Raw genomic sequence first — 25,083 nt, forward strand, 5'->3', positions numbered from 1 at the left:
CATCAGTAATAAATGACGTCTTGAAACATAGTTTGAGAAAAGCGGGTCATAGGTCAGTGGACGTACACAAAATCTAAATCTGAATACAACCTCCACTACTTCGTCGAGTGGGGAAGCGGACTCTGGACGCTCTTTCTTAACACAACCGAGCGACGACTCGTTCTCGCTTGAACGACTGGGAAAAGGTTCTTATGCGGTAACTGCTTTACTTACAGTAGACGCAACTGGAGGCCCAACAATGACGTTCCAAGAACGACTCCGCTCAATCGAAGAGCGGTACGACGTAAGCCAGAGCGAACACGCCCGGGAGCTCGGACGTACTGTCGCGGACCTCCAGGACTAACGCGGTTATTCTGCCTCATCGAGGAACGAGACGAATTCTGCTTTGCCAATACCCTCGGTAGTGATGAGCTCATCGTGTCCAGCACGGGTAACAGATTCAATGAGGAAGTCCGTACAGAGCTCTGTATGCACGTCACCATAGTACGCGTAGGCCTCTGAACGAGTGAAATCAAGGTCATACTCTGCCAGAACGATCTCGATGCCATTCTTCCGCATAACAGTGTCACATCCCCACTCAGAGAGTAACGAGAACGCCGTCGTATTCCGCCGAACCGTGAGAAGCCGCTTCGACTCGGTAATGTACTCGTTGACCCACGTCTTCCAGTCGTACTCTTCGGTCGCAAAGTCAGGGAAGGAGAATCCGGTTTCAATACTCTCCAGGTACCATTGAGCCATACTGATCGATGTCCGGTGATTCGCGTTGGGCAGCGCGTGTTTCAGAATGAGTGTAGACATAAGCTGCCCTGCGACATCGATGGCGGTACCGGTCCAATCCACGCGTGCGAGAGCGTCGGGGATCCGCTCTAATTCGATCTGCTTGTAAATTTCGAGCTTCGTTTCCTCCTCCAGTTCCTTTTCCTCGATGATCTCCTCGAAGATCTGAAGCAACCGCACCGTAATCGTCCGGTTCTGTGGCGACATCTCATCGAGTACATCTTCAAACTCGTCATCAAGGTCCTCGACCGTACCGCTCGCCCCGCGATTTGTATACAGTACGAAGAATTCCTCATCCAGATCGTACTGCTCAATAATTGCATCTTGCCCGGACGTCGTTATCTCATCCCTGTCCTGAGTAACGTACGCGAGAGAATACTGAGAATCCTCGGGATGATGGTAATAGACACAGGCAGTCATCCCATCAGCGTAGGCGACAGACCGAATTAAAACACACTACATCCAAAGCTTGGCCAACACACATCCCCTGAATTACCCTACGTCGGTAAGCTGGGTTGCCAGTTTTTCGAGCTCGTTGACCTCGTCGATAGCACCCAGCCATCGATCCGGAAGCTGTGAGGCCCCGAACCGCGCCCCAGCGACTGCGCCCGCAATCGCGCCAATCGTGTCCGTATCACCGCCGCGATTCACTGCCGTCACAAGCTCATCAGGCGCGCCCGAACCGACGTAGTCAAGCGCGTCCTGTAACGGCGTGTCCGCATCTTCAAGCAAACCAGCCACCGTGAGGTTCTCGGCGAGGGTGATCGCCAGTTATTGCAGCATCTCGTCGGGATTCATTTCAGTACTCGTGTCTCATATTGGACTGAATGCGCTGTTTCATCCACGCCCACTCATCTGATTGACCTTCTCCTCGGCGCGCCCCATGTAGTGGATACCGTCGATGCCATCACGCTTGATTTTCCGTTGCAGCCAGAACGCCTTACGAATCGCCCCCTCACCGTGGGCGTTGATGAGCGCCTCGATTGCTGGATTACTCTGCGCCATACTCGATACTCGTAACCTCGAAATCTGACGGCAAGTCGAGATACCACACCGGGTCGAGTGCCTGGATCTCGGACTTGATGGCGACGAGAATCAGGTCAGGTGGATACTCGTCGTCGTAGTTCACGTCGTCCTCGACCGGCCAATCAAACGACCGCGTGCCGTTCTTCACCCGTTCAAGGTAGGCTACGACCTCGCCGTCCGGGTCTGCACCCGTGTACTCGTAGTCGATGGGGTCAACTTCCACCCATCCCGCGGGTGCGAGGTCGCTCCCGATGATTTCAGCGCGAATCGTCATGCGAGGTACTCCTGCCAGATGTCGTACATCAGGTCATCGAAGTTGAGCCGACCGTGTTCAGCACTGATTGCTGAGGTAGACGCAAACTCGACTGGCCAGCCAAGCGCGTCCCCGCACGCTAGCCCAAGGAGGACACCACGCGCCCGATCCAAATCCATACGTCACTCAAGAACTACCGCTGAGAAAAATGTAGGGAGGTAGTTACTCGTCAGGTTTCGTTCCGGTACGAAGATTCTCCCGGTATTCAGCCCACGCTTGGTACATCTCCACTCGTTCTTCCTCCGTCATCGTGTCGTGCTCGTCCGGATCGTAGAAAGGGAGCTCGTCCTTTTCAGGCATCTCCATAACCCGTCCCAGCGGATAGAGTTGCTCATAGTAGTGTTCAAGCACCCAGTCTTCACCGTGCTCATCGATGGCTTGCTGGATGTACGGGGCGGCCTCCGGGTACTCATCGGAGAGTGTCTCGGTCATTGGTAGTCGTGTCCTGCTGGGGTTTTCTGAGTCCGTACGTCCAAGCGTTGGGGCTCAGGCTTCCGTGAATTCGGCGAGCGAGTGATTCGCGCTGGTACTGTTCCACTTGCCGATTTGAATGAGCTCGAACGTGTCGATGCGAGCGTCGAGCGCAGCGGCGATCTGTGTCTGGACTGCGGTGGAGAGACTGTCGACGCGGATCGCGGTGAGCGCGTGCTGGGTGAGGAAGTAACTGGTTGCAAGGCTCGTCGGGGCGACGACGATGACGTTCGATCCATCGACGTCGTCAAGCGCGACTTGGGCATCTCGGTACTGGAACACCGTCGCATCCAGTTCATCGACGGGGAAGAGACAGCCAGCAGCACCGTACTCGATACTCGCCCCCGCCGACTTGAAATGCCCGTTGAGCATAATTACATATAGATATATGCTTATTACGCATTAATCTTGTGGTAGGTACCATAATCCGGCTTTGTTGAAACCCGCACACGGTGACGGGTTTTGGTGGTCGGACTGATTATTAAGAAGATAGCCCGATTGACAGTATTCGCCGGGACTAGGGTCGGGAAAGACACTCGCGGAAAATCAACCAGTCGGACGGGTATCGGCTGGCGACGACACCTCGGAAAGGCTCAGAACTGTGAGATCGGCTCGCCGAAGGAACTGGGCATTGATAGCAACAATAACCGTGCTCAAGGACATCAGTAGCGCCCCGACGGCCGGGGACAGCAGAATCCCCCACGGGAAGAGGATGCCCGCTGCCAGCGGGATGGCGAAGACGTTGTAGCCGGCCGCCCAGACGAGATTTTCTCGCATCTTCTTGTAGCTCGCTCGGCTTAACTTGACGAGTCGGACCACGTCCATCGGATTGTTCTGTACCAGAATGATGTCCGCCGACTGGACCGCAACGTCAGTTCCGCTTCCGATAGCGATCCCGATGTCCGCCCGGGTGAGTGCCGGTGCGTCGTTAACGCCGTCACCGACCATCCCAACGAGTTTGCCTTGGTCCTGCAGTTCAGTCACCTTCTTGTCTTTGTCTTCGGGAAGGACCTCCGCGAATACGGTGTCGATGCCGAGGTCCTCGGCGACGGCATGAGCCACGTCCGCAGAGTCCCCCGTGAGCATCGCCACTTCGATACCGAGGTCGTGGAGCGCTTCAACGACCCGGTAGCTCTCCTCACGGACGACGTCCGCCATTGCGAACGCCGCGACGGGCGAGCCGTCGCGGACGAGATAGACGACTGTTTGGGCGTTCGCACCAGCCTCGTCAGCGAACGCCTGGAGGGAAGTCGGGACATCGCTGTCGAGATGTTCGAGGAGGTTCGGCCCGCCCACGTGGACGGTTTCGTCCGCAACCGTCGCCCGCACACCGCGTCCTTTGAGCGCCTCGAAGTTCGTGGCGTTCGGTGCGGTGACTTCCCTCTCATCAGCCTCCTTACGGACAGCTTGGGCGATCATGTGTTCGGAATCGCCCTCGACCCCGGCGGCCAGCGCGAGCGCTTCGTCCTCAGTGATGGCTTCGGTTGTCTCGACGCCAACGACCCCGTGTTCGCCTTTCGTGAGCGTCCCCGTTTTGTCGAACACGATTGTATCGAGATCTCGCGCCTGTTCCATGGCAATTCGGTCGCGGATGAGCATTCCGTTTCGTGCGGCCATCGAGGTGTTGATGGCGACGACGAGCGGAATTGCCAGCCCGAGCGCGTGCGGACAAGCGATAACGAGGACGGTGACCACCCGCTCGATTACTGTTGCGTTGAACTGAACCGCAAGTGTCCACGCGATAGCGGTCACGACGGCCGCACCGAGCGCGACGTAGAATAGCCACCCTGCTGCCCGGTCGGCGAGCATCTGTGTCTTGGACTTACTCTGCTGGGCGTCTTCGACGAGCCGCATAATGCCAGCCAACGTCGTCTCGTCGCCGGTCGCGTCGATTCGAACCCGAAGACTGCCGTCACCGTTCACTGTACCACCGATCACCTCGTCACCTGGTGCCTTCGAGACGGGGCGAGATTCGCCGGTGATCATCGCCTCATTCACGTCGGAATCGCCTTCTTCGACCACACCGTCTGCTGGGACGCTCGCCCCAGGACGGACGAGCACAAGATCTCCCTCTCCGAGTTGGTTCACGGGGACCTCCTCGGTTTTCCCTGATTCAGTGAGTCGCTCTGCGGTGTCGGGCATCAGCTTCGCTAATTCGTCGAGTGCGCTGGAAGCCCGGCGGACCGACCGCATCTCGATCCAGTGACCCAACAGCATGATGTCAATGAGCGTCACCAGTTCCCAGAAGAACGCCGACTGCGCCGGGAACACGACACTCGCTAGGCTGTAAACGAACGCGACGGTAATGGCCATAGAGATGAGCGTCATCATCCCGGGCGCACGGTCTTGCAGTTCGGGGACCGCCATCTTCAGGAAGGGGATGCCACCGTAGGCGAACACGATCACTGCGAACACGGGGTTGATCCATTCGCTACCGGGGAACGCCGGGACAGAAAAGCCCAGCCACTCCTGCAGGGTCGGGCTGTAGAGAAGAACAGGAATCGACAGGAGTGTCGAGACGACAAAGCGCCGGCGGAACATCTGCTCGTGGCCCTCGTGCATCCCACCGTGATCGTCATGGGCGTCGTGCTGGCTGTTTGTACCGTGGTCCGCTTCGTGAGACGGCCCGCGGTCAGCTTCCGATATCTGCGATCTTTCACTCCGCCCCTCAGTACGGGACTCATTGTGTTCACTGTGTGAGTCCCCGCTCTGATGCGTAGGGTCAGTCTCGTCAGTCGCTCTTTGGGATTCGTCGTCCATTACGAAGTGATTGACTCCAGGGGTGCTTCAACGTGAAGGCCACTGTAAACTGCTATGTCCTCTGAACAGGCGGGAAACCTGCGAAATACGCACGGGGTTGATACGGTCGGAGATGATCCTACGTCTCTGTTCGACGGTCTCTGTACGTTTTGATCGCTAAAAAGACGTATATTGCACCGATGATCCGTACGGCCGTAGTGAATTGCTCATTCCAGTCGATAGAATCTGGGCGTTCATAGAGGAGCGTGGAAGCAAACTTACGATACAGGTTTGGGAACACGAGGATGACTGCGCCGAACACCCCGGTGAGGTTCATCATCCACGCATACGACCGGCCCCCAAGAAGGGAGACCACGGCCACCAGAACCCCCTCAAATCGTATAGCTGGGTTGATCCACACTCTCAGAGTTCCTTCACCAGGGTTAGCGATAGCGAGTCTCTCAAAGAGCGCAACGATCTCGTCCGGAAACAGTGTTGTAACGGCTCCGAGGACACCAATGAACATCCGTAACATACGTTACTGAACGACAGGTACGTATTTAACTGAAATGAGGTGCTAAGTCCCCTTCCTCAAGGAGCGAACGGCGTCAGCTGTGAGCGAGTAGGGCGGGGTAGTTCACTGCGTGAGTCGTTGTCTCAGGACGTAGTGGAGTATGCCACCGTGTTCGATATACGTCACGGCCGTCGGCGTTCCGACCTGCGCCGTTACCGGGAACTCGATGGTCGAACCGTCCGCACGTTCGGCGATAACGGTCAACTCATCCATCACGTTGAGCCCGTCATCAAGACCGTGAATTGTGAAGGTCTCCGATCCATCCAGTCCGAGAGCCCCCCACGAGTCACCGTCATCGAACTGTAAGGGGAGCACACCCATGCCGACGAGGTTGTCACGGTAAATGCGCTCGTAACTCTCAGCGATCGTCGCACGGACGCCAAGCAGATCCGTTCCTTTCGCCGCCCAGTCCCGACTGGACCCAGTCCCGAACTCCTCGCCAGCCATCACGACGAGCGGCGTCCCCTCGTCTCGGTAGCGGCGACTGGCTTCGAATACGGTAGTTTGTTCATCGGTCGGGTGATGGACCGTGTAACCGCCCTCGACACCGTCGAGCATCTCGTTTTCGATGCGGACGTTGGCGAACGTCCCCCGCATCATTACCTCGTGATTGCCCCGACGTGCGCCGTAGGTGTTGAACTCGTATGCCTCAACACCGTGATCGAGCAGCCACTGACCGGCAGGGAGATCGGGCCCGAACGGGCCAGCTGGACTGATGTGGTCGGTAGTAACGGTATCACCGAGCATCAGTAGACTACGCGCGCCCTCGATATCAGCGACCCCTGGTTTCTCTAACGGGAAGTCCTGGAAGAACGGCGGTTCGCGGATGTACGTCGAATCCTCGTCCCACTCGTAGACATCACCACTTGGCACATTGAGAGCAGCCCACCGCTCATCACCCTCGAACACGGACGCGTACTTCTCCGCGAACATCTCAGGAGAGACGTTCTCGTGAATCGCTGCCTGTACGTCCTCTGTATCAGGCCAGATGTCAGTCAAATAGACCGAGGCACCATCCGCATCGGTGCCCAGCGGCTCGTGTTCGAGGTCGATATCCATTCGGCCCGCGAGCCCGTAGGCGACCACGAGCGGCGGACTTGCGAGGTAGTTCGCCCGGATCTTCGGATGGATCCGCGCCTCGAAGTTACGGTTCCCCGAGAGGACGCTCGTCGTCCACAGGTCGTGGTCGTCGATCGCCTGCTCTATTGGGTCCGGAAGCGGCCCGGCATTCCCGATACAGGTGGTACAGCCGTAACCGACGACGGCGTATCCGAGCTCTTCGAGATACGGAAGCAACTCTGACTCTTCGAGATACTGCGTTACCACGCGGCTCCCCGGCGCGAGACTCGTTTTGACGTACGGCGGGACATCCAAGCCTTTCTCGATGGCGTTCCGGGCAAGCAGACCCGCGGCGATCATCACCGACGGGTTCGACGTGTTCGTACAACTGGTGATGGCGCTGACGAGGACGTCTCCGTGCCCGATTTCCACCGTCTCACCGTCGAGGTCAACCTCGACGCGTTTCGTCAGCGGACTCAACTCGGATTCGGTCTCGACTTGAACGCCACCATCGGTCTCCGCACCGGCTGCGCCACCCTCACCAAGCCACCGCTGCAAGGCGTCCTCGTCGACGTCATCGAGATCGTCTTCGAACTCCCCGTGGAGAAGCTCCCGGAAGCTCCGCTTCACGTCTCCCATCGGGATCCGGTCCTGTGGCCGCTTGTGCCCAGCCAGACTCGGCTCGACGGTCCCGAGGTCGAACTCGACGACCTCGGTGTACTCCGGTTCTTGTTCCCCGAACAAGCCTTGTGCTTCAAGGTACTCGCGGACGAGATCGATGTGTTCGGGGTCGCGTCCGGTGAGTTCGAGATAGTCGAGCGTCTGCTCGTCGACCGGGAACATACTGATCGTCGAGCCCTGTTCCGGTGCCATATTGGCGATCGTCGCTCGGTCGGGGACCGTGAGGTTCTGTACACCGGGGCCGAAGAACTCGACGAACCGATCGACGACGCCGACCTCGCGGAGCCGTTCGGTGATGTGTAACACGAGATCCGTGGCCGTCGCACCCTCGGGCAATTCGCCCACCAGGCGGACCCCGACGACCTCTGGGAGCTTCATCGTGATCGGCTGGCCGAGCATCGCCGCTTCCGCTTCGATGCCGCCAACGCCCCAGCCGACGACGCCGATACCGCCGATCATCGGCGTGTGGCTGTCCGTCCCGACGAGCGTGTCCGGCAAGATCCAGTCCTCGCCGTCCTGTTCGCGGGCGTGGACGACACGGCCGAGATGTTCGAGATTCACCTGGTGGACGATGCCGGTCCCCGGCGGAACGACGTTGAAATTCTCAAAGGCGTTCTGTGCCCACTTGATCGCGCGATACCGCTCGGAGTTTCGCTCGTACTCCAGTCCGACGTTTTTCTCGTAGGCGTCTTCGGAGTCGAAATAGTCGACCTGGACGCTGTGGTCGATCACGAGGTCACAGGGAATTTCCGGTTCGACCAGGGTCGGATCCCGGTCTTTGCGATCGACTTCGGAGCGAAGGGCTGCCAGGTCAACGACTGCGGGCACGCCGGTTAGGTCCTGCAAGACGACCCGAGACGGCGAGAACGGTACCTCTGCATCCGGAACATCCGGTTCCCAACCAGCAGCGTTCCTGACATCCGCTTCGGTCACAGTCTCGCCGTCGACGTTCCGGAGTACCGACTCCAGGAGGATCCGGATACTCACCGGGAGCGAGTCGAGATCGCAGAGCCCCTGTTCGTCGAGAGCTCGAAGGTTGGCCATCTTGTACGTCGTCCCGTCGACGTCAAGTTCGCGGACAGCATCGAATGGAAGTGTATCAGTCATAGTATCTACATATGTGATTGGCAATCATATCAAACTCTCCCTGAATCCGATTCGACAAGAATCGAGATTTGTTACGCGGAGACATCGTATCCAGCGTCTTCGACTACAGTCACGAGCTCATCCCGTTCAGCGGATCCCTCAACCGTTGCGGATTCCGAGTCCCGATCCGCACTTGCAGAAGTGACGCCGTCTACTTCTTGTAGGGCCTCTTCGACGGTCTCCTCGCAGTGTTCACAACTCATCCCTTTGACAGTGATGGTCTGGCTCATATTCACTCGTAGATAGGAGGGGAACTTCTATGTGGTTTTCTGCTTGGAATCCAATGTTATCCCGACTCTAAACCGCCGGTTTCGAAAGTGTCACTTTGGATCAAAACTGTACCGTACGATTCACTCCCGATCGGGTTCCCAAAGGAAGAGCGCGACGCCGAGGCCGACAACGACGAAGAACACGGGGATAACGGTAAAATCGATGAAACCTATCGGTTCCTGACCCATGATACGACGAGCGAGCGGGCTGGCCAAAAACTGGAGCGAAAGGAGCAATAGGACGCCAACCCGATGAGAGGTGTCTCTCTCACATTAGGACTCTCGATGGTAGGTCACTCGACGACGAACGCTCCGTCGAGATACATGTACTCGTGGCCGTACCCACACTCTCTGTGACAGATCGGCGTGTAGTCACCGCGCTCGGACGCGGAGAGTCGTGCCGTCGTCGTCGACGTCGCGTCGGCCGGGAGCGGGATGGGGTGGAGCATCATGTCTCCCTCGCCCATGTGGCCCATATTCTGCCCCGACGGTATGACGGCGAGGCTGTGGTCCGGGTAGTTCTCGTTTGCCTCGTTGAGCACGTCGTGGAAGTCGCGGTTCCGCGGCGATGGAATGCGCTCTTCGTTACGCTCTTCGAGCGTTTCGTGATCCGGAATTGCCTCCCTGACGGTAGACGGCAGTTTCTCCAGGGCAGTCTCCGCGCTCGTATTGAACGCGACGATTTCGACGGAGTCTCCGCGATCGAAGACGATGCGATCGTGTTCAGTTCCGGTGTCGTCCAGCAGAATGAACCCCCAGTGATACGACCCGACATACACTGTGGTATCGAATGCTCTCCGACCACCGGAGAGCCCGTTAGACACACATCCGGAAAGCGCAGCGACCGCACCCCCAGTAGCTGACAAAAATCCACGACGGCGTATGGATGCCATCGCAGTGATCACTCGTCCCTTTTGAGCCTTTCCCGTCGGGTTTCAAACGCCTCGTCCGAGAGATCGCCACGAGCGTAGGCCACTCGAAGCTCCTCAAGTGCTTCGTCTCGGGACTCCTGGTGACCGATGAGTCGGCGGGCGAGTAGATAGCCGCCTCCGAGAAGAACGATCACGAACACGAGCTGGAGGACGACGCCGACGATGCTGTATCCACCGTCGCTGTAGGGCCCACTCATCATCCCGCCGTATCCCATCATCCCCATTCCGCCAAACCCCATCATCAGAAGCGGCCAGAGGACGAGGATCCCGAGAACGACGAGTAGGACTGTCGTGAGGTCACTCCGTTTCTCTGACATTTCAGACCACCTCGGTTCCGTCGACGGCAGCCAGGACACGTTCGAATCGCTCGGTGACCTCGGTTGCGATGGAGTCAAGCGCGTCGTTATCCGCGATCCCGACTAACTGTTCCGGGTCAACCGCACTCACGACGATGTCGCCATCATCGTTCTCGTAGACGATGACGTTACAGGGTAAGAGCGCGCCGAGTTCGATTTCCTCGATCAAGCCGTCGTACGCCAGCGGAGGGTTACACGCACCGAGAATGCGATACTGGCGGAATTCTTCGCCGAGTTTCTCCTTGAGCGTCGCCTGGATGTCGATGTCACAGAGGACGCCGAATCCTTCGTCTTCGAGCGCTGCGATCGTCGTGTCGACAACGTCGTCGAATTCTCCGGTTACTGCTGTTTGTATTGTATAGTTCATGAATTACATACCCCGTCCACGGGGTTAACGGTTGGGTGCCCCAACGGTGGGCGTTGGGAGTGTGATGTATCGGCTGGAACAACACCGAATCCGGTCATCCGGTACGTTCCAGCTGTTTTCGCCGTCGATCGAATTCGTCATCCGAGAGCTCCCCGCGGGCGTAGCGCTCACGGAGAACCGACAGCGACTGCTCTTCGTTCCCACCGGATCCTCGGTTGAGGAGCGCATAGCCGAGATAGAGCGGGACAGCTATCAGAAGCCCCATCCAAAGGAGGCCCCAGAGGCCCATTCCACCGCCGAAGAGCCCCCAACCGCCACCACCCATCATCCCACCGTCGTATCCTCCGCCACCGTGAGCGACAGCGGTGCCCGTTGCTGCAACCAACAGCGGAATGCCGAGCATAGCGATTCGACGAGCTGTCCGTCCGAGGGTGCTTATGTAGTATGTCATTGTGATCGTCTCTTGGGTGATTCGAGTGTCTATCGTGCTGAACGAGTGTTCCGGACAGGGATCGTTAGCAGCCGTGCCCCTGTCCGTTCATCCCGGCAGTGGTGTGATCGTCGCCCGCCATATCCTGGGCCATCTCATCGACAGTCACACCCATGTGCGCTTCCATCTCGTCAACGGCGTCCGGTCCCATGTGGTCAGTCATGTGACCTTCCATCCAGACCGCCCAGTCCGCTGCATCACCATCAGCCGCCGTCTCGTTCCCCTGCGTTGGTTCGTCACCGTGTGCGCTGACTACCGGGGCGGCGAACGCGAGTCCGACGAGCGCGAGCGCCACGAGCAGCCACCGTCCAAGGTTTCTGTTGGTCATTGTCCTTCGCCTCAAGTAGTCCTACAGGGGATACGGAGTTATCTCCGCGGGTGTGAACCCAAACAGGAGACCGTTCGAGAACGTCTATAACGCCATCTAACCGTTTCGTTCCACGAAGACCGTTCATACCCGTCGAATTCGAGCGGAAGAGACTGCACCGATTAGCCGCTAGTCTCCTGGCTGTTGCTGTCGAAGCTCATCACTCGGATACACGCGATAGGTCCGACCTTGTCGTTCCCGGTACAGCAGACCGCGCTCTTCGAGTGAGCTCACGGTCTGACTCACCTTGCTCTTCGAGAAATCAGACCGATCCCGGAGTTCGATCTGCGTAATCCCGGGAGAATTCAGGACCGGTTCGAGGACGCGGCGTTCACCGTCCGGTAAGAGATCAAGAACACGTGCCTGCGGATCCGATTCAGGATTGATAGATCTCGCTTGCGAGTCTTCACCAGATGTCGGCGTAGTCATTGCTGCCGATGTCTGATCGGAATCAACAGACTCCGCCGAGCCGGCCCCTTTCGAATCGGTAAGTTCCTCCCGAGCGACGAAATAGACGCCACCGATAAGGCCTGCCACCAGAAGGGTTCCGACCATGTACCAGAGTGGATCCGGTCCGTGCATCGTCCCCATGGATGAATCCATCATCGACCCCATCGACTGCTCGAAGGCACGACGCTGTTGATACGCCTGCCAGCTGAGTACCCCGCCGGCTAAAAGGACAAACCCGAGGAGCATACCAACCACAGTATCCGCTCGACGCCGGTTCATATGCCGGCCCCGGATAGCGAGGTCTGACTATTCATACCGTCAATGTGGGCGCGACAGGTGTGACAATTGCGGATTGTAACTGCGATGCTGCAGTCCTTCATAACAGATGGGTCACGTTACAGGCATCAGTGGTCATGGTCGTGATCGTGACTTGAGATCTGTGGGCTGTGATCAGCAAACTTCATCGGATCTTCTTCGAACGTGCGCTTGCAGGCCTTCGAGCAGAAGTAGTACGTCGTCCCGTCGTGAGACGCGCTCGGACCGTCGTCGTCAGTCCGCATACCGCACACCGGATCACGATACTGACCTGGTGCGCCGAGTCCCCGCCGATAGACGTACAGGAGGAATCCGGAGAGCGCGAAGGCGATGAGGTTGAGATAGAAGGTGTAGTTGAGTTCGAAGTACGTCTGCTCGGTCGCCGTCTCTCCACCAGCCAGATCCGGGACGATGCCGAGGGCGTCGAACAGCAGCTCCATGAGGAAGCCGGTGAACGCCATCGTCACAAAGAAGACGCCAAGGATGTACAGCATAATCTTCCAGCCGTAGTACTTCCGGTAGACGTTCAACACGGGGATCGTGATGAGGTCGGCGTAGACGAACGCAATGATACCGGCGAAGCTGACCCCACCGCCCCACAGCGCGACGGCAAACGGAACATTACCCATACTACCAACGAAACTGAGGACAGCGATGATGACACCCATGATCGCGTTCTCGGCCGTTACAAGCAGGCCATCGCCCTGGATAAACAGGGTGTTCCACACCCATTGTGGGACGAAGACGATGACGAACCCGGAGATGAGAAACCCCGCGATGATGTCCTTCCAAATCATCGACCACTCCTTGCGGTACTGATTGGCGATCTTGTACCAGCCGCCCCACGACAGCAGTTCGTCGCGCCACCCGCCGCGACTCGACGTCTCCTGGCGGTAGGTCTCCATACAGCCTTCCGAGCAGAATTTCAGCGTCTCTCCGCCATCTGTCGTGAGGGCATACTCGTCTTTGCCCTCCATTCCGCACGTGGGGTCCTCCGTGATGCCCGATTCCCGATCACGTTCGTTGAGCGTCTCCCGGACCTCATCGAAGAGGGTCTCGGGGAGTGTGAGGTGGACGATGACAGCCATGACTGCGATGAGGATGAGCCCGCCCAGCAATTCTGCGAGCAGGAACTCCCAGCCCAGCAGAATCAGGATCATCAACCCGAGTTCGACGATGAGATTCGTCGACGCAAACATGAACGCCAGGAAGTTCACCGCGTGCGCCCCCTTCTTGAACAACCCCTTCCCGATAGCGACGGCCCCGAAACTACACCCACTGCTCGCCGCGCCGAACGCGGTCGCCTTGGTGAGGCCGCTCAGATCACCATCACCCAGGACTTGAGCCATCCGCTCTTTGGAGACGTAGACTTGAACGAGACTCGTGATCGTGAGACCCATGATGATCGCCCACGCCGCCGTCCAGAGAAATCCAACACCGATTCGGAGGGCTTCGAAGATCCCCTCAATCATCGTCACCTGCATGGTTGTACCAACGTAAGGATCATCTATTGCAGTTTTCCTTAAGATACTGCCCTTCTAAGAACTCTCAACTATGGATTCAAAAGTTACTAAGTTCGATTCCAGATGGTTCTAAGTCGAAATCGCATTGAACTGTAACCACGTACGTGACACTAGAGACGGTCTTACGGAGTGAACTCAAATGCCAAAAAATACGGATGACACACGGCTGGTCACGATCATCCTCATTATCATCGGTGCGGTCATCATCTTCCCGATGTTATTCATGGGGTTCGGGATGATGGGATTCGGATCGATGATGGGCGGTATGTGGGGCGGTGGAATGTGGGGCGACGGAACGATCTCGGGCTGGATGTTCATCGTCGGCATCGTGATGCAACTCCTATTCCTGGCTGCCATTATCGGCGGTGGTTACCTCATCTACAGGGTGGTCGCGGGCAGTGAGAGTGGTTCAGACCAAGCACTCGAAGAACTCCGGCTCGCGTACGCTCGCGGCGAGTTAACCGACGAAGAATACGAGCAGCGACGAGAGGCACTTGAACAAGACACGGAATCACGGTAAGACTAATCTGGGTGATGAGGGTGACATCCGATCATCGTCACACGACGCAACCGTCGCTCCCAGCGTGGCTCGACCGGTACACGACGTTGGGGCTGTATGGACTCCTCGTTGGAATCGGACTCTGTCTGGTTGCGTTTGTCACGAATCCGGTGCCTGACCCCTCGTTCCCGTGGGCGACGCTACCGGAGTCGCTTCGATTTCCCTTCGAGCAGCCACGAATCGAGCACTGGCCAGTAACGTACACAATCGGCATCTGGCTGTGGATCCTCGGGTTCCCGGCGCTGTTCCTTGCTGGCTACCGACGATTCGGAACGCGGACGCCGTTCGGCTCGACGTTGTGGCTTGCTGGCCTTCCGACGCTGGCGATGCTCGGGTGGACGACTTACTGTCGATTCTTCTGGCCGAAACTCCATCCACCGACTTGGAACGCTCCCTCCTATACGCTGATCTGCTGGTTGTACTGCTCCTCGTACAATGTGGTTTGGAGTAACACCGCGTATCTGATCGCGCTGTTCGGTATTGTCGCAACGCTGCTCGCCGTACGAAACCAGAACGCAGACGGGGTCGCTCTTCTCGGGTTTGGAATCTTGGCACTCCCCCTCGGATTACCAGCAGTGTACGAAGGGTATCGCCGAACGACGACCTGAGAGAGTGACCGACTCAGATATAGTGTGCTTCAGGAGCTTAGAACGCGAACAAACGCACGTTGTAGGACACTCAGGAGACCAATCTACTGAATTTGTCGATTAGCAACAGTCGGTTACGTTTGGGGTCCACTCGCACGAATTGCCTGTCGTAAGGTCGTTCTCGTCGATGTGCGCTGAGAGACAAGCGTAGTTACAGAAGTACAGCGGAGACCCACAGTCGTCGTCACAATCGCGGACACAAATCGGGTCGTGGTCGAAGATACGCGACTCACAGTACACACATGTCTCCTCCGCGTCGGGAGTTACAACAGTCGTTGACATACCAGTACCTACAGATGCTGGAAAGGAAAACGTATCGTCCGGGTGTTGAGCAGCACTTCTGTATCGCGCACGCAAGTACTACCAATTATTATCGATTTCACCAATGACCTAGATTCACGAATCATACAAGCCGGGTCCCCAGTTTGACTATCCCCCACTCCCACCAAGGAGTATGTCCCGCGACCTCTACGACTGCACCGCGGCCGAACTCGCCACCCACTCCGTCGAACACCTCCAACACGACACGCCACCAAGCACCGCTGCCGAGTGGCTCGCCGAGAATGGCTACGACGCCGCCCCGGTCTACGCGAACGACGACCCAATCGGATTCATCCACAAAGACGACGTCACAACCGACGACGACGGCGACACCCTTGACAACCATCTCACCCCGCTGACCATCGACTACTTGATCAGCGGCGACTCATCGTTCACAGACGTCCTATCCGCACTTATTGAGCAACCCGTCTACTTTCTCGGCGGCCACAACCACGTCACCGGCATCCTCACCCGCGCCGATCTCAACACCGCTCCAGCGCGCATCTACCTCTTCGACCGCATCACCTACCTCGAAGAACACCTCCGCGAACTCATCATCGACACGAAACCAGACTGGAAAACCACGCCCGTCACCGCAGACGAACTCGACGACATCGAAAAACGATACGATGACGCACAAGCCGCCAACGTCGCGTTAGACGAACTCCACTACGCACAGTTCTCCACACTCGAAACCATCGTCACCAGCGTCGAAGCCTGCTGGCAAACCTGCGGATTCTCCACGAAAGGCGGTGCAGACTCCCGGCTCCACGAAGTCACTGACCTCCGCAACGACGTCGCCCACGCCAACCTCCTCGTCGAGAACACGGACAGCAACGAGTTCCTCAGCAGCGGCCGCACCACAGAAAACCTCTACAACACGCTCGAAACCATTCACGACGTCCTCTCGAACCTTCAAGACGCAGGGTACGATCCGGGAACCACAACACAACATGCCTCAGACACCCCCACTTCCGATTTGTCTCCAGAGTGATGGCTGACCATACGCCATTCAAAACCGGTGCTCACTCGGCAACCCGTGTCTCTGCGTGTCCTTCCTTCCGTGTTAACCAGTTCGCAGTCTACCTGTTTGACGAGATTTTCCCTCTCAAACTGGTTCCTAACCCGGTAGAACCGTTGGAATTCACAATTCGCGCGTCACGCGAAATCTCCTAAACCACTTTGCTCAGTCGAGTCATCATCTTCCTCTTCCTCGTACTCTTCCATCCGGGCCTCTTCTTCCTCTGTTACGCTCTCGCAATATCGTCGGATGAAGATATTCGCCAACTCCCGAGTCTGATCCAGTTGCTGCGATCCCTCTTGGATATTATCTTCACCAACATCCTGGACAAAACCCATAAACCGAATACTATACTCGCCTTCATCGTCCGCATCAGCTAGGTCAGCGCCGCAAAGGAAGTCTAGAGCACGACGAACCCATACCTGTTTCACTGTACCATTATGCATGTAGCCGTTGACCCGTTCAGTCAACTCATCAACTGACACTTCAACCGTGATTTCCTTCTGCCCGTTCGTTGCCTGCCACATCTCGTACTGATCCTCATTCAGGTACTCCGGGAAGATCTTATGCCATAGAAACGTCGCAAGGTACTGTCCTGGCGGGGCATCGTTACAAATCGGCTTCCGTACCTTGAACGAGCTGAAATGTTTCGGGTAGACACTCAGCGTTTGATATTCCCCTTCTGCTCCTAGAACATAGCTCAGTGAATCGGCTGCGTCAAGATCATCATCTTGAAACTCAAACTCCAGTTGGGTTACTCGCTGGAACTCATACCGCGACATCAACGCGTCCTGGTTGAAATGGTACCGTATCAGGACCGGGTTGCTGATGAAATTGTATTCGTTCTCCTCTGCAATCATCCGTTGAAGCCGTGTTCCGATCTGCGGGGCCGACGATCCTTCAATTATGATGACGATGTCGCAGGTATCAGGGACAGTGTAGCCATCTTCCGCATGTTTGATCGCAAGTTCGTCGTCGTAGTTGGCTATTTGTTGTAGTTCTGAAAGAATGGCCTGCCGGTCATCCGGAAACGTCCGTTTGATCTCCCCAATAAGACCGTATGACTCGTCGAAGAACACTGTGAAATCCGGTGTTAACGTCTTCTCGCCTGAATTTAAGGAGGGAAACCTGTCGAAGTAGAATCTGTCAAATTCTTCTGTATAGATGTAATTCAGTGAGGATTCCCAGCAAGAAACGATGTCAACTGCCTTGTCGTAGACACTGAACTCTTTCAGCAGTTCTTCTCGACTATCTGAAGACACGACTGCTCAACCTCCGACGAAATCTTCCACTCCATAACTGGCCTGTTCCGTCAATTCAACGGCACTCTCATCCAAGTCCCGGTATAGCTTGTCGGAGATTCGCATCAGGAAATTGGTCGAACCTCTGTAACTCGGGACGATCTTAATCGTCTTAGAGTCGGTTACGAAGACGTCACAGCTAGAACCATCGTTGAAATCAAGGACTGAAATGTGGGCGTACGGATTCTTGTGATACACTGTTACGCTTGACCGAGACAGATCGGCGAGTGCGTCAATCAGGTCCTTGTTGTCTTTAGTAGATTGGAAAACCGGGTTAGCGAACTTGACCTCTATCTCCTGGATGTCACCGGTGTCACGTGACCTCTCTTTGTCAGTGAAGAGCTCAGCTTTTTCCTGGCCGAAGCTGACGTAGTCCTCAAGTAGATAATTAAAGAACAACTCGACGTTGCCGGAGGACAGTTTTGTCGTTCCGTCCCGAGTGATGGTAGCTTCTAAATCGACCTCGGATTCCGACATCGACTTGAACAGAACCGAGTCGACGTAGTTACCGCCTTCACGAGCGGCACGGAAGACTTCAGGGTAGGGCCGTGTCTTGTAGGAGATCTCCCCCTCCTCTCGATGAGAGTAGGCGACCGCTTGAGTAACGATGATCTTCGAATTGAAGTCAGCAGCCTCACTGAACAGGTCAAGGACTGTCTCTAAATCTCTCGACGTGGCGTAGAACTCGGAGATGTGCGGTTCACATTTACTGATCACCCAGCCCAAGCCACGTTCAAAGAAATCTGCTCCGTGGGCGGTCAACGCCGTCCAAACCTGGGTATCCTCGTGGTTGAAAATAGCGAAGGAACCGTCCACAGTCCGGCCCGATCTCTTGATTTCCCGGGTTACGTTTACTTCGTAATGATCGCCGTGATCAACGATATCAACGTGGCTTTTGTTGAATCGAGTGTTCAGGAACTCGAATTGGTGGATAGGATTTTCGTGAGCGACGATGGATTTGAAGCTGACCGACGAGCGAGGGTTTTCTTTCAGATATGACTCGATACCGCGTCGGATCTGCGATAGCGAGCAATCTGAATACGCTCCTAAATCGGAGCTCTCCCCTAATCCATACATTGTAGTCGTTCAGTAACTATCCGCTTCTGCTTACTACCTGGGTTCGACTCTTGCTCGTGAAATAAATCTTTACCACCAGATATGAACCCGAGCATTGACGATACACGATTTGAAGGCATACTTGGCGTCCTCACTTTCGAGTCCGATCTATCTTCCGTTGACCGATTTCGCACCGGTATCTCTGCGCTGAGCGGTTATTGTAGTGGTGGCCTGCTCTATCCTCTATATAGTCAATACGGAGGCAATTTCCTTAAAATCCAGCCAACCATGGTGAAAGTGTTCCTCTGTCCGCAACAGAGAGCACAGTCGCTACACTCCAGCTCATCTCGGGCCAGGCTACGAAAGAGAGACAAGGGCTATCGACTGACACGACGGATATCGCCTGACTCGAACACAGCACGTTACCCTGCATTCTCCATACGAATCAGTACAGTCGGATTTTCGATCAGTCAGACAGCCAAATTACAACGCCGCATTCACCTCCTGTAGCGCGTCGATTGCTTGCTGTAAATGTACGCGCAAATCGTCATCGGCACCGTTCTCATTCACCGCCTGATCAGTACTCTCCACGCTCCCGTTCGAGGAACTCGTTTCGTGGGTCGTCTCAGTCGTCCCCCACGTTTCCGTCCGACCCAGCGACTCCGCACTCTGGTCTGCAACCGCGTCAAGTCGCTGCTGTTCATCATCTTCGGTTGCTGTGTCAGTCCCAGCTGTATTTCGCTCCGACCGTTCTGCGTCGGTCGGCCGTCCACCGCGGTTGAACGCGGACAGCGGGAAGTCGTACGCGCAGGCTCTCTTCCGCTTGTTGAACGTGGTTCGGCGCGAGATGCCGAGCACGTCGATGATGTCGCTGCGATCACACCCGCGGTCGAGTGCCTGCCTGACTTGCTCGTCTTCCATCCGCTGGAGTAGTAGCTGCGGGTCATCTGGAATGTGGCCGCGGGCCGAGTTCTCGATCTGCTCCGTGAGCCCCCATTCGCCGGTTTCGATGTCTTTGTCCACGATCTGCCGGTCTCTCGTCTCGACGAGGTTGTCGAGGCCCATGAGCACCCACAGCCGCTCACGAACCGCTGACACTGAATGATCGCTCGGCAACCCGGCCGCAATGTCCCCCGTTCGAGCCGGACCGTTCTCTGCTAAGTACCGCAGGATCTCGATGTCTTGCGGGAGCAGCACGCTCTGATCTTCCTCAGTGATCTCGACTGGCGAGTCGTCCGGCGTGCTCTGCTGGTGGAACCAGCTGTGACACGACCGGCACAGGAGCGTCAAATTCTCTAGGTCGTGCTCGTCCATCCCGTCCGGATCGCGCTCGATGTGATGGACGTGCAGCGTCGCCAAGCCGCCCTTCTGCGGGCCGCGCCGTCCGCAGGCCTGGCAGCGGTGCCGATACTCCGTTAGTACGTCATCTCGCGTCTCTGGATCCACTGTTTCGTGACACTCTCGGGGACTGGTCACCCCGGACTCGTCGCTCTCTGTGTTTGCGCCGCTCGATCCGTTCGGTCTGCTCGCTTCGTCGTGATTTCGTGGCTCTGATTCTGCCATGTTCGTGTAGCGTGTGGGTCGTTTTCTCGCCGGCACATCTCACAGATCCATATGGATTATCGCTTCAATCCGCAACCGCAGCATCTGCTCAACTTTCCGCGGCACTCACCCGACCGAATCCGGCGGCACCACCCAGTCATGCGCCGGCCCACACCGCACACGTAGTGCGTAGACTCGATCCACCCGCATCTCAGATCGACCTCGTCGGTGTCAACGATTTCACGCGAAACTCTGACTTCGAACAGTACCGCTCAGCAACCCGGCCCAGCGCTCGTGTTCTCAATACATCCGCTACGTTGTGGAGCACGAGCGCATCGAACCGACCGTCTCGGAACGCCGAAACAGCTTCTTGACTCTCCGCGAACGGGTCCAAATCACTGTACGACCCATCGCAAAGCACTTCGTACGCAGCCGCGAGGTCACCGCGCTCGTCGCCATCCACCGTCGTGTTGAACCGGTCTGTCACGAGCGGCATCACGTCCGCGTACGGCACGTCCACGAACGGCCAGGCGACATCCAACTGTGCGTATCGCGTCCGGAGGAACGGCACGTCAAACCCACCGTTCCACCGCTCCCCGTTGTACGCGACGAGCAGTACGTCCGCGTCACTGAGCCGCTCCTCTACGAATCCAGACACCCCAGCAAGCAGTCCTTGCTCGGACGTGTGCGACGATACGTTTACCAGCGTGTCCGCTGGCATCGCCGCCTCCACTGCATCAGTCACGGTCTCTGCTGACCGCCCGTCGGTCTGCAGAAACACCTGCACACCCATCGGCAACGAAAACCCGATCACCGTGACTTCGTCGACAGCAGCGAATCCGGTCGTCTCGATATCGAACGCAACCTGTTCCAGTACCACTACGCCTCACCTCCAGATTTAACAGCCGCGCGCTCGGGCACGCGGTCCTCATTGACCGGCCGCAGCCGGAACTCACCGAACCCGTACCTGGCGTGCGTCCCGACCCGCAACACGCCACTCTTCGCCGTCTCGACTGGACTCGGCCCGCCGTACCCGACGACCTGCCCGTGGTCAATCGTCTCCAGCTCGTAGACGTCACCGGCCTCAACGAGCCGTTCCTCGCGTCGACGCAGCCCGCCCGGACGCGGCGTCCACCACCACGGCACCGACTGGTCATCTGCCCCAGGGTACTCACTCGCCGTCACATACGGCGACACCAACTCCAACTCGAACGACCCCGCAGCGTCCTCCAGCGTGGCGTAATCGAGCGCATCCAGATCGACCGTCTGCGTTTCCTTCAGACTCGTCTCCCCCAGCCCGTAATTCCGCGCTCCGCCAAGCCGCAGCCCGTCCAGTACGTCCTCGTCGAGCGGGACGACGTCGCTACCCCCAGTGTCGTCGTGCACGTAGAAGTGCACGTACCACGTCATCGTTCGCTTCGAATTCCGCGACTCCCTGGGTAACCCAAACCGGACGGTCGGCGAGAACGCCACGCGCCCACCGTGCACGTGCAGATCGAACGTGTTGTGCGCGTCTCGCGGCCGCGACGCCGACAACCACCGCTGCGCCGCCCCCCGGAAGAGGAACAGGTCCTCGTACGACTCGACCGGCCGTAACCCAGCCCCGAAGTACGGCGCACCACCAGACTGCGAGTGCTCAGCCAGGTACCCGCCGTGCTCACCCGGGACGAACACGCCGTGACTCACCGCTACCGACCGCCGCGTCGACGCATCCACACGCCGGGCAATCGCCCGGTACAACGCGTTCCCAGACACGTAGTACGGACGCCCTAGGTAATCTTCGTCCAGCTCCAGCAGCACCTGCTGAATCACCGTCACTGTTCATCACCTCCAAGCCGAGAGCGGCGCTGCATCGTCCGCCACCACGCGTAACTCTCCTCGATGAACTGCAACGCCGTCGACCACGACCGGATCCGCCGCAACTGCGCATCCACCACACGCCACATCCGCTCGTCATCGACATCGAACGGATGCTCCGGCAACCGGGTCCACACATCAGCCCACGACATAGCCGGCGCAGCACCGAGCCGCGCCGCCGACTGCTCACCCGGCTCTCCAGTAATCCGCAGCGCGAACGACGGCATCACCAACACCGTTCGATGCGGCACCACACGCGGATCGGTCTCTCTATCTTCGGCCTCATCCACCAGGAGGTATAACTCGTCGAACCCGTACCCCGCCCGGTAGTTATCCACCAAGGCAGCTGTCAGCAACGTGTGGAACTTCAACGAGGTGTACGGGTAGTACACGGATTCGTTGAAGATCGACGCCACCGACGACTCCAGCCACGCCGCGTGCATCTCAACCGGATCCTCAATCTGCACCAGCTCCGCCAACGCACTCCGAATCCCGCCTTCGACCCGGCCCGCCGACGTCGCCGCCTCACCCGTCACGAGCGACAACCGGAACGGCGAGATGTGGTTCTTCACTGACTGCACCGGCTCACCGCGCGGCCGACTCAGTAACGCCGAATCACCGTCAGCGCCCATCGGCACTGGCTCGTTCACCGGCACGCCAGCGAACTCCGCCGCCGCCTCCTCATGCGACCGGCCACGCGACTTGTGTACATCGTGCCGGTACACCGACAGCATCGACACGTCCGCATCAGTCTTCACCGACGCTGATCCACCAACTGCGGTCGGCGACGAGGCCTCACCAGCGTCAGCCTCCTGTTCAATGATCGGTCGAATCCCCGTCGAGGGTGGCTGCAACTCGTCCAACTCGTCGCCGGGATCACCAGCACCCGTCACGCAGACTCACCTCCCGACTCACCGTCAGACATCGGTAAATCACCGTCACGCGACGCCGTCCGCGCCTGCAACGCCCTGACGAACTCCGGCCGGCACTCCGACTCCCACACCTCATCCTTCTCCGCCATCGCAGCAGTCGCGTCCTGCGCGCGATTGAACACGCGCCGCACCTCCCGCTTACTGTACAGCGGATTAATCACCCACACATCAGCGATTCCAGCACCGAAATTCCGTGCGCCACCGAGCTGGAACTCGAACTGATCACTATGTGCGTCGAGGAACGACACGGCCTCCAACAGCAACCCGACGAACTCCGGCTTCAACTCCCGAAGCGTCAGCAGCCACGTCCCCTCGACGTTGCCGAGGACGTCCCGGTCCGCCTGACGGAGCGGCAGCCCACCGTCTTCCTCGTTCCGCGACCGCACCTGATTCGAGAGTTGTCTGTAGTGCGCTTCCGCCTCACTGTCCAGGACATCCACCTGTCTCCGAATCGGCGAAAACGACACCGGGCGACGCAGCAACTTCCCAGGTTGCGAGCCGAACCCACCGAACAGGTCGTAGATGACACACCCGTCATCGTGGTCGTCGAGGCACGCGCCCTTCTCGTGATAACCCGAGTCGAGGTCGCGCTCGTACACGTTCGCGCGCATGTAATCCCCATCCGGCTCACCAGGATGGCACGCCGTCGCCCCGGCAACCTGGACGACTTGCTCACAACCGTGCCGCAACCACCCCGACAAGGTGAACGGCGAGATCTGCCCCTCAATCTGATTCATCGCATCGTCCGCCTCGTACCTCTCCGCCGACGCATGATGCCGGTCCGTGACGATCCCATCACCAGGAGACAGCAGGTCGATTTCGAGCCCGACGTACACGTCCGGCAGCAACATCTCCTCCACCGACCGCGGCAGCTCCACCTCGACATCGAGATGCGAATCCACGAGCGCCGACTCACCCGCCGTCATCGCTCCACATCACCCCAGAACAACCCGCGGACCACATCATCGTCCGGACGGCTCGCACGACGCCGCGCCTCTCCCAAAGACACCTTCGCCGACGCCTCGGGCGTTTCTGGTTTCTCGACACCAGACGCAACGTTCGCAGACAAACCACCACCACCATCTGGGATCTTCCGAACCGACTTCGTCGCCGCCGCACTCACCGCCACCACCACGGGATCCAACAGCACAGGCCACGACGACTGCGTCGCCCCATCAGAACACCACCCTACACGGCCCTCAACCACCAATTCACGCACACCCAACGTGTACTCCTCCGGCAGCTCGTGAACTCCATCACCGCACACCACGTAACCGACCTGAAACATCACCTCACCAGCCGGCCGGAACACGTACACAACGACTGACTCACCCTCGTAAAGAGGAGAACCGCACGCTTGACACGCCGCGGCCCCTTCCCCGAGCGAAATTTGTTTTAATTGTGATATATCTTCAATTAGCTGGTCACCGACAACCTCTTGCTTCGACGGATTTGATTTTTCCATGGGTTATCACGTGCAGTGTGAAACCCAGTCCGAGTGTCCTAGCACTCGGGCGTTTTCGGCGAATCCACGCCCCTTGGGGACTGAGCCTCCACACCATCTCCTATATTGTGTAATGGTATAAGTGTTTGCCATCTCCGGCTAAGGAGATGGACGGTAACCCATCACCTACATAGGCGATGTCCACGAATCGAGTACTGTGCCGGGGAAAGATCGAGAGGAAGAATCTGGGAGATATACGACGAGCTACCCAGATTCTGATTTCATCGATGCCATTCAGACACTTGGTGGGATGGCAGGTACCTCGGAGATAGCTGAAACTGTCGGCTGTACCCGGCGGACAGCGTATACTCGCCTTCAAGCAATCGAATCCGAAGGTCAGGTAACCAGTAGAAAAGTCGGGAACTCTCTACTCTGGAGCGTCACCGACTGAATCGCCAGTTCTCTAAGAGGCGGCCTATTCGACTCTCATCTCGGCCACAAACTCGGTAAGGCGAGAGTCTCAAATCAACTTTTAAGACAGGTGACCG

General features: G+C 57.7%; 26 protein-coding genes and 1 pseudogene. 3 read left to right on the top strand and 24 right to left on the bottom strand.

What is annotated here, in order from left to right; translation table 11 throughout:
- Nucleotides 1–348 precede the first annotated feature (348 nt).
- From HWX69_RS02195 to HWX69_RS02280, 15 genes and pseudogenes are all read right to left on the bottom strand, one after another.
- On the bottom strand, nt 349–1,197 hold the full coding sequence (locus HWX69_RS02195) for a hypothetical protein (RefSeq protein ID WP_178915432.1): 849 nt from the start codon (nt 1,195–1,197) through the stop codon (nt 349–351).
- Between the two features lie 72 nt (nt 1,198–1,269).
- Nucleotides 1,270–2,235: pseudogene (locus HWX69_RS18455) on the bottom strand (ADP-ribosylglycohydrolase family protein).
- Nucleotides 2,236–2,278: 43 nt separating this feature from the next.
- Nucleotides 2,279–2,548 (bottom strand): hypothetical protein, encoded by a 270-nt coding sequence (locus HWX69_RS02220; protein ID WP_178915436.1) that lies wholly within the window; start codon nt 2,546–2,548, stop codon nt 2,279–2,281.
- Between the two features lie 54 nt (nt 2,549–2,602).
- Nucleotides 2,603–2,959: a hypothetical protein gene (locus HWX69_RS02225; protein ID WP_178915437.1), complete on the bottom strand. Its 357-nt coding sequence runs from the start codon at nt 2,957–2,959 to the stop codon at nt 2,603–2,605.
- A 174-nt stretch (nt 2,960–3,133) separates the two neighbouring features.
- Nucleotides 3,134–5,149, bottom strand: coding sequence for a copper-translocating P-type ATPase (locus tag HWX69_RS02230; RefSeq protein WP_348642968.1), 2,016 nt, complete (start codon nt 5,147–5,149; stop codon nt 3,134–3,136).
- Between the two features lie 316 nt (nt 5,150–5,465).
- Nucleotides 5,466–5,861 carry a hypothetical protein gene (locus tag HWX69_RS02235; protein WP_178915440.1) on the bottom strand — a complete coding sequence of 132 codons (396 nt, stop codon included), beginning with the start codon at nt 5,859–5,861 and terminating at the stop codon, nt 5,466–5,468.
- Between the two features lie 102 nt (nt 5,862–5,963).
- On the bottom strand, nt 5,964–8,747 hold the full coding sequence (gene acnA / locus HWX69_RS02240; protein WP_178915441.1) for an aconitate hydratase AcnA: 2,784 nt from the start codon (nt 8,745–8,747) through the stop codon (nt 5,964–5,966).
- A gap of 71 nt (nt 8,748–8,818) precedes the next feature.
- Nucleotides 8,819–9,016, bottom strand: coding sequence for a heavy-metal-associated domain-containing protein (locus HWX69_RS02245; protein WP_178915443.1), 198 nt, complete (start codon nt 9,014–9,016; stop codon nt 8,819–8,821).
- 332 nt (nt 9,017–9,348) lie between these two features.
- Nucleotides 9,349–9,834 (bottom strand): cupredoxin domain-containing protein, encoded by a 486-nt coding sequence (locus tag HWX69_RS02250; protein WP_178915445.1) that lies wholly within the window; start codon nt 9,832–9,834, stop codon nt 9,349–9,351.
- Between the two features lie 122 nt (nt 9,835–9,956).
- A complete protein-coding gene (locus HWX69_RS02255) occupies nt 9,957–10,304 on the bottom strand; it encodes an SHOCT domain-containing protein (protein ID WP_178915446.1) in 348 nt (115 codons plus the stop codon).
- A gap of 1 nt (nt 10,305) precedes the next feature.
- On the bottom strand, nt 10,306–10,710 hold the full coding sequence (locus tag HWX69_RS02260) for a DUF302 domain-containing protein (protein WP_178915447.1): 405 nt from the start codon (nt 10,708–10,710) through the stop codon (nt 10,306–10,308).
- A 94-nt stretch (nt 10,711–10,804) separates the two neighbouring features.
- Nucleotides 10,805–11,113 (bottom strand): SHOCT domain-containing protein, encoded by a 309-nt coding sequence (locus HWX69_RS02265; protein WP_246286394.1) that lies wholly within the window; start codon nt 11,111–11,113, stop codon nt 10,805–10,807.
- A 112-nt stretch (nt 11,114–11,225) separates the two neighbouring features.
- Nucleotides 11,226–11,528 carry a hypothetical protein gene (locus tag HWX69_RS02270; RefSeq protein WP_178915451.1) on the bottom strand — a complete coding sequence of 101 codons (303 nt, stop codon included), beginning with the start codon at nt 11,526–11,528 and terminating at the stop codon, nt 11,226–11,228.
- Between the two features lie 168 nt (nt 11,529–11,696).
- Nucleotides 11,697–12,296, bottom strand: a complete 600-nt coding sequence (locus HWX69_RS02275; protein WP_178915453.1) for a MarR family transcriptional regulator — start codon at nt 12,294–12,296, stop codon at nt 11,697–11,699.
- Nucleotides 12,297–12,421: 125 nt separating this feature from the next.
- Complete coding sequence (locus tag HWX69_RS02280; protein ID WP_178915455.1) at nt 12,422–13,816, bottom strand: permease; 1,395 nt, start codon at nt 13,814–13,816, stop codon at nt 12,422–12,424.
- Between the two features lie 178 nt (nt 13,817–13,994).
- Here HWX69_RS02280 and HWX69_RS02285 point away from each other — a divergent pair, with 178 nt between their 5' ends.
- On the top strand, nt 13,995–14,375 hold the full coding sequence (locus HWX69_RS02285; RefSeq protein ID WP_178915457.1) for an SHOCT domain-containing protein: 381 nt from the start codon (nt 13,995–13,997) through the stop codon (nt 14,373–14,375).
- Between the two features lie 149 nt (nt 14,376–14,524).
- The gene (locus HWX69_RS02290; RefSeq protein ID WP_246286398.1) at nt 14,525–15,022 is read left to right on the top strand and encodes a hypothetical protein; all 498 of its coding nucleotides are present in this window, start codon (nt 14,525–14,527) and stop codon (nt 15,020–15,022) included.
- 99 nt (nt 15,023–15,121) lie between these two features.
- Here HWX69_RS02290 and HWX69_RS18095 read toward each other — a convergent pair whose 3' ends face one another.
- A complete protein-coding gene (locus HWX69_RS18095; protein WP_246286400.1) occupies nt 15,122–15,343 on the bottom strand; it encodes a hypothetical protein in 222 nt (73 codons plus the stop codon).
- A 172-nt stretch (nt 15,344–15,515) separates the two neighbouring features.
- On the opposite strand from HWX69_RS18095, the gene HWX69_RS02295 reads away from it, so the two are divergent.
- Nucleotides 15,516–16,376, top strand: coding sequence for a CBS domain-containing protein (locus tag HWX69_RS02295; RefSeq protein WP_178915460.1), 861 nt, complete (start codon nt 15,516–15,518; stop codon nt 16,374–16,376).
- Nucleotides 16,377–16,540: 164 nt separating this feature from the next.
- Here HWX69_RS02295 and HWX69_RS02300 read toward each other — a convergent pair whose 3' ends face one another.
- From HWX69_RS02300 to HWX69_RS02335, 8 genes are all read right to left on the bottom strand, one after another.
- A complete protein-coding gene (locus tag HWX69_RS02300; RefSeq protein ID WP_178915462.1) occupies nt 16,541–17,665 on the bottom strand; it encodes a hypothetical protein in 1,125 nt (374 codons plus the stop codon).
- 6 nt (nt 17,666–17,671) lie between these two features.
- On the bottom strand, nt 17,672–18,781 hold the full coding sequence (locus HWX69_RS02305; RefSeq protein WP_178915463.1) for a hypothetical protein: 1,110 nt from the start codon (nt 18,779–18,781) through the stop codon (nt 17,672–17,674).
- Between the two features lie 462 nt (nt 18,782–19,243).
- A complete protein-coding gene (locus tag HWX69_RS02310) occupies nt 19,244–20,323 on the bottom strand; it encodes an HNH endonuclease (protein ID WP_178915464.1) in 1,080 nt (359 codons plus the stop codon).
- A gap of 190 nt (nt 20,324–20,513) precedes the next feature.
- Entirely contained in the window at nt 20,514–21,182 is a 669-nt protein-coding gene (locus tag HWX69_RS02315) for a hypothetical protein (RefSeq protein ID WP_178915465.1), read from the bottom strand.
- Entirely contained in the window at nt 21,182–22,120 is a 939-nt protein-coding gene (locus tag HWX69_RS02320; RefSeq protein WP_178915467.1) for a hypothetical protein, read from the bottom strand. Before HWX69_RS02320 ends, HWX69_RS02315 begins: the two co-directional genes overlap by 1 nt.
- Nucleotides 22,117–23,052, bottom strand: a complete 936-nt coding sequence (locus HWX69_RS02325; protein WP_348642969.1) for a hypothetical protein — start codon at nt 23,050–23,052, stop codon at nt 22,117–22,119. Before HWX69_RS02325 ends, HWX69_RS02320 begins: the two co-directional genes overlap by 4 nt.
- Entirely contained in the window at nt 23,049–24,017 is a 969-nt protein-coding gene (locus tag HWX69_RS02330; protein ID WP_178915468.1) for a hypothetical protein, read from the bottom strand. The genes HWX69_RS02325 and HWX69_RS02330 overlap by 4 nt, the downstream gene beginning before the upstream one ends.
- Entirely contained in the window at nt 24,014–24,556 is a 543-nt protein-coding gene (locus tag HWX69_RS02335) for a hypothetical protein (RefSeq protein WP_178915469.1), read from the bottom strand. Before HWX69_RS02335 ends, HWX69_RS02330 begins: the two co-directional genes overlap by 4 nt.
- Nucleotides 24,557–25,083 lie beyond the last annotated feature (527 nt).

It is taken from the genome of Natronomonas gomsonensis, assembly GCF_013391635.1.
GTDB lineage: Archaea > Halobacteriota > Halobacteria > Halobacteriales > Haloarculaceae > Natronomonas > Natronomonas gomsonensis_A.

Bases quoted from the DNA above. Each gene is read 5' to 3' on its own strand.
- HWX69_RS02245 (WP_178915443.1), bottom strand. From the start codon at position 9,016: ATGAGCCAGACCATCACTGTCAAAGGGATGAGTTGTGAACACTGCGAG.
- HWX69_RS02310 (WP_178915464.1), bottom strand. From the start codon at position 20,323: ATGGCAGAATCAGAGCCACGAAATCACGACGAAGCGAGCAGACCGAAC.
- HWX69_RS02295 (WP_178915460.1), top strand. From the start codon at position 15,516: ATGTCCCGCGACCTCTACGACTGCACCGCGGCCGAACTCGCCACCCAC.
- HWX69_RS02255 (WP_178915446.1), bottom strand. From the start codon at position 10,304: ATGTCAGAGAAACGGAGTGACCTCACGACAGTCCTACTCGTCGTTCTC.
- HWX69_RS02225 (WP_178915437.1), bottom strand. From the start codon at position 2,959: ATGCTCAACGGGCATTTCAAGTCGGCGGGGGCGAGTATCGAGTACGGT.
- HWX69_RS02220 (WP_178915436.1), bottom strand. From the start codon at position 2,548: ATGACCGAGACACTCTCCGATGAGTACCCGGAGGCCGCCCCGTACATC.
- HWX69_RS02265 (WP_246286394.1), bottom strand. From the start codon at position 11,113: ATGCTCGGCATTCCGCTGTTGGTTGCAGCAACGGGCACCGCTGTCGCT.
- HWX69_RS02260 (WP_178915447.1), bottom strand. From the start codon at position 10,710: ATGAACTATACAATACAAACAGCAGTAACCGGAGAATTCGACGACGTT.
- HWX69_RS02195 (WP_178915432.1), bottom strand. From the start codon at position 1,197: ATGACTGCCTGTGTCTATTACCATCATCCCGAGGATTCTCAGTATTCT.
- HWX69_RS02270 (WP_178915451.1), bottom strand. From the start codon at position 11,528: ATGACCAACAGAAACCTTGGACGGTGGCTGCTCGTGGCGCTCGCGCTC.
- HWX69_RS02285 (WP_178915457.1), top strand. From the start codon at position 13,995: ATGCCAAAAAATACGGATGACACACGGCTGGTCACGATCATCCTCATT.
- HWX69_RS02230 (WP_348642968.1), bottom strand. From the start codon at position 5,149: ATGCACGAGGGCCACGAGCAGATGTTCCGCCGGCGCTTTGTCGTCTCG.
- HWX69_RS02280 (WP_178915455.1), bottom strand. From the start codon at position 13,816: ATGCAGGTGACGATGATTGAGGGGATCTTCGAAGCCCTCCGAATCGGT.
- HWX69_RS02275 (WP_178915453.1), bottom strand. From the start codon at position 12,296: ATGAACCGGCGTCGAGCGGATACTGTGGTTGGTATGCTCCTCGGGTTT.
- HWX69_RS02305 (WP_178915463.1), bottom strand. From the start codon at position 18,781: ATGTATGGATTAGGGGAGAGCTCCGATTTAGGAGCGTATTCAGATTGC.
- HWX69_RS02235 (WP_178915440.1), bottom strand. From the start codon at position 5,861: ATGTTACGGATGTTCATTGGTGTCCTCGGAGCCGTTACAACACTGTTT.
- HWX69_RS02330 (WP_178915468.1), bottom strand. From the start codon at position 24,017: ATGACGGCGGGTGAGTCGGCGCTCGTGGATTCGCATCTCGATGTCGAG.
- HWX69_RS02335 (WP_178915469.1), bottom strand. From the start codon at position 24,556: ATGGAAAAATCAAATCCGTCGAAGCAAGAGGTTGTCGGTGACCAGCTA.
- acnA (WP_178915441.1), bottom strand. From the start codon at position 8,747: ATGACTGATACACTTCCATTCGATGCTGTCCGCGAACTTGACGTCGAC.
- HWX69_RS18095 (WP_246286400.1), bottom strand. From the start codon at position 15,343: ATGTCAACGACTGTTGTAACTCCCGACGCGGAGGAGACATGTGTGTAC.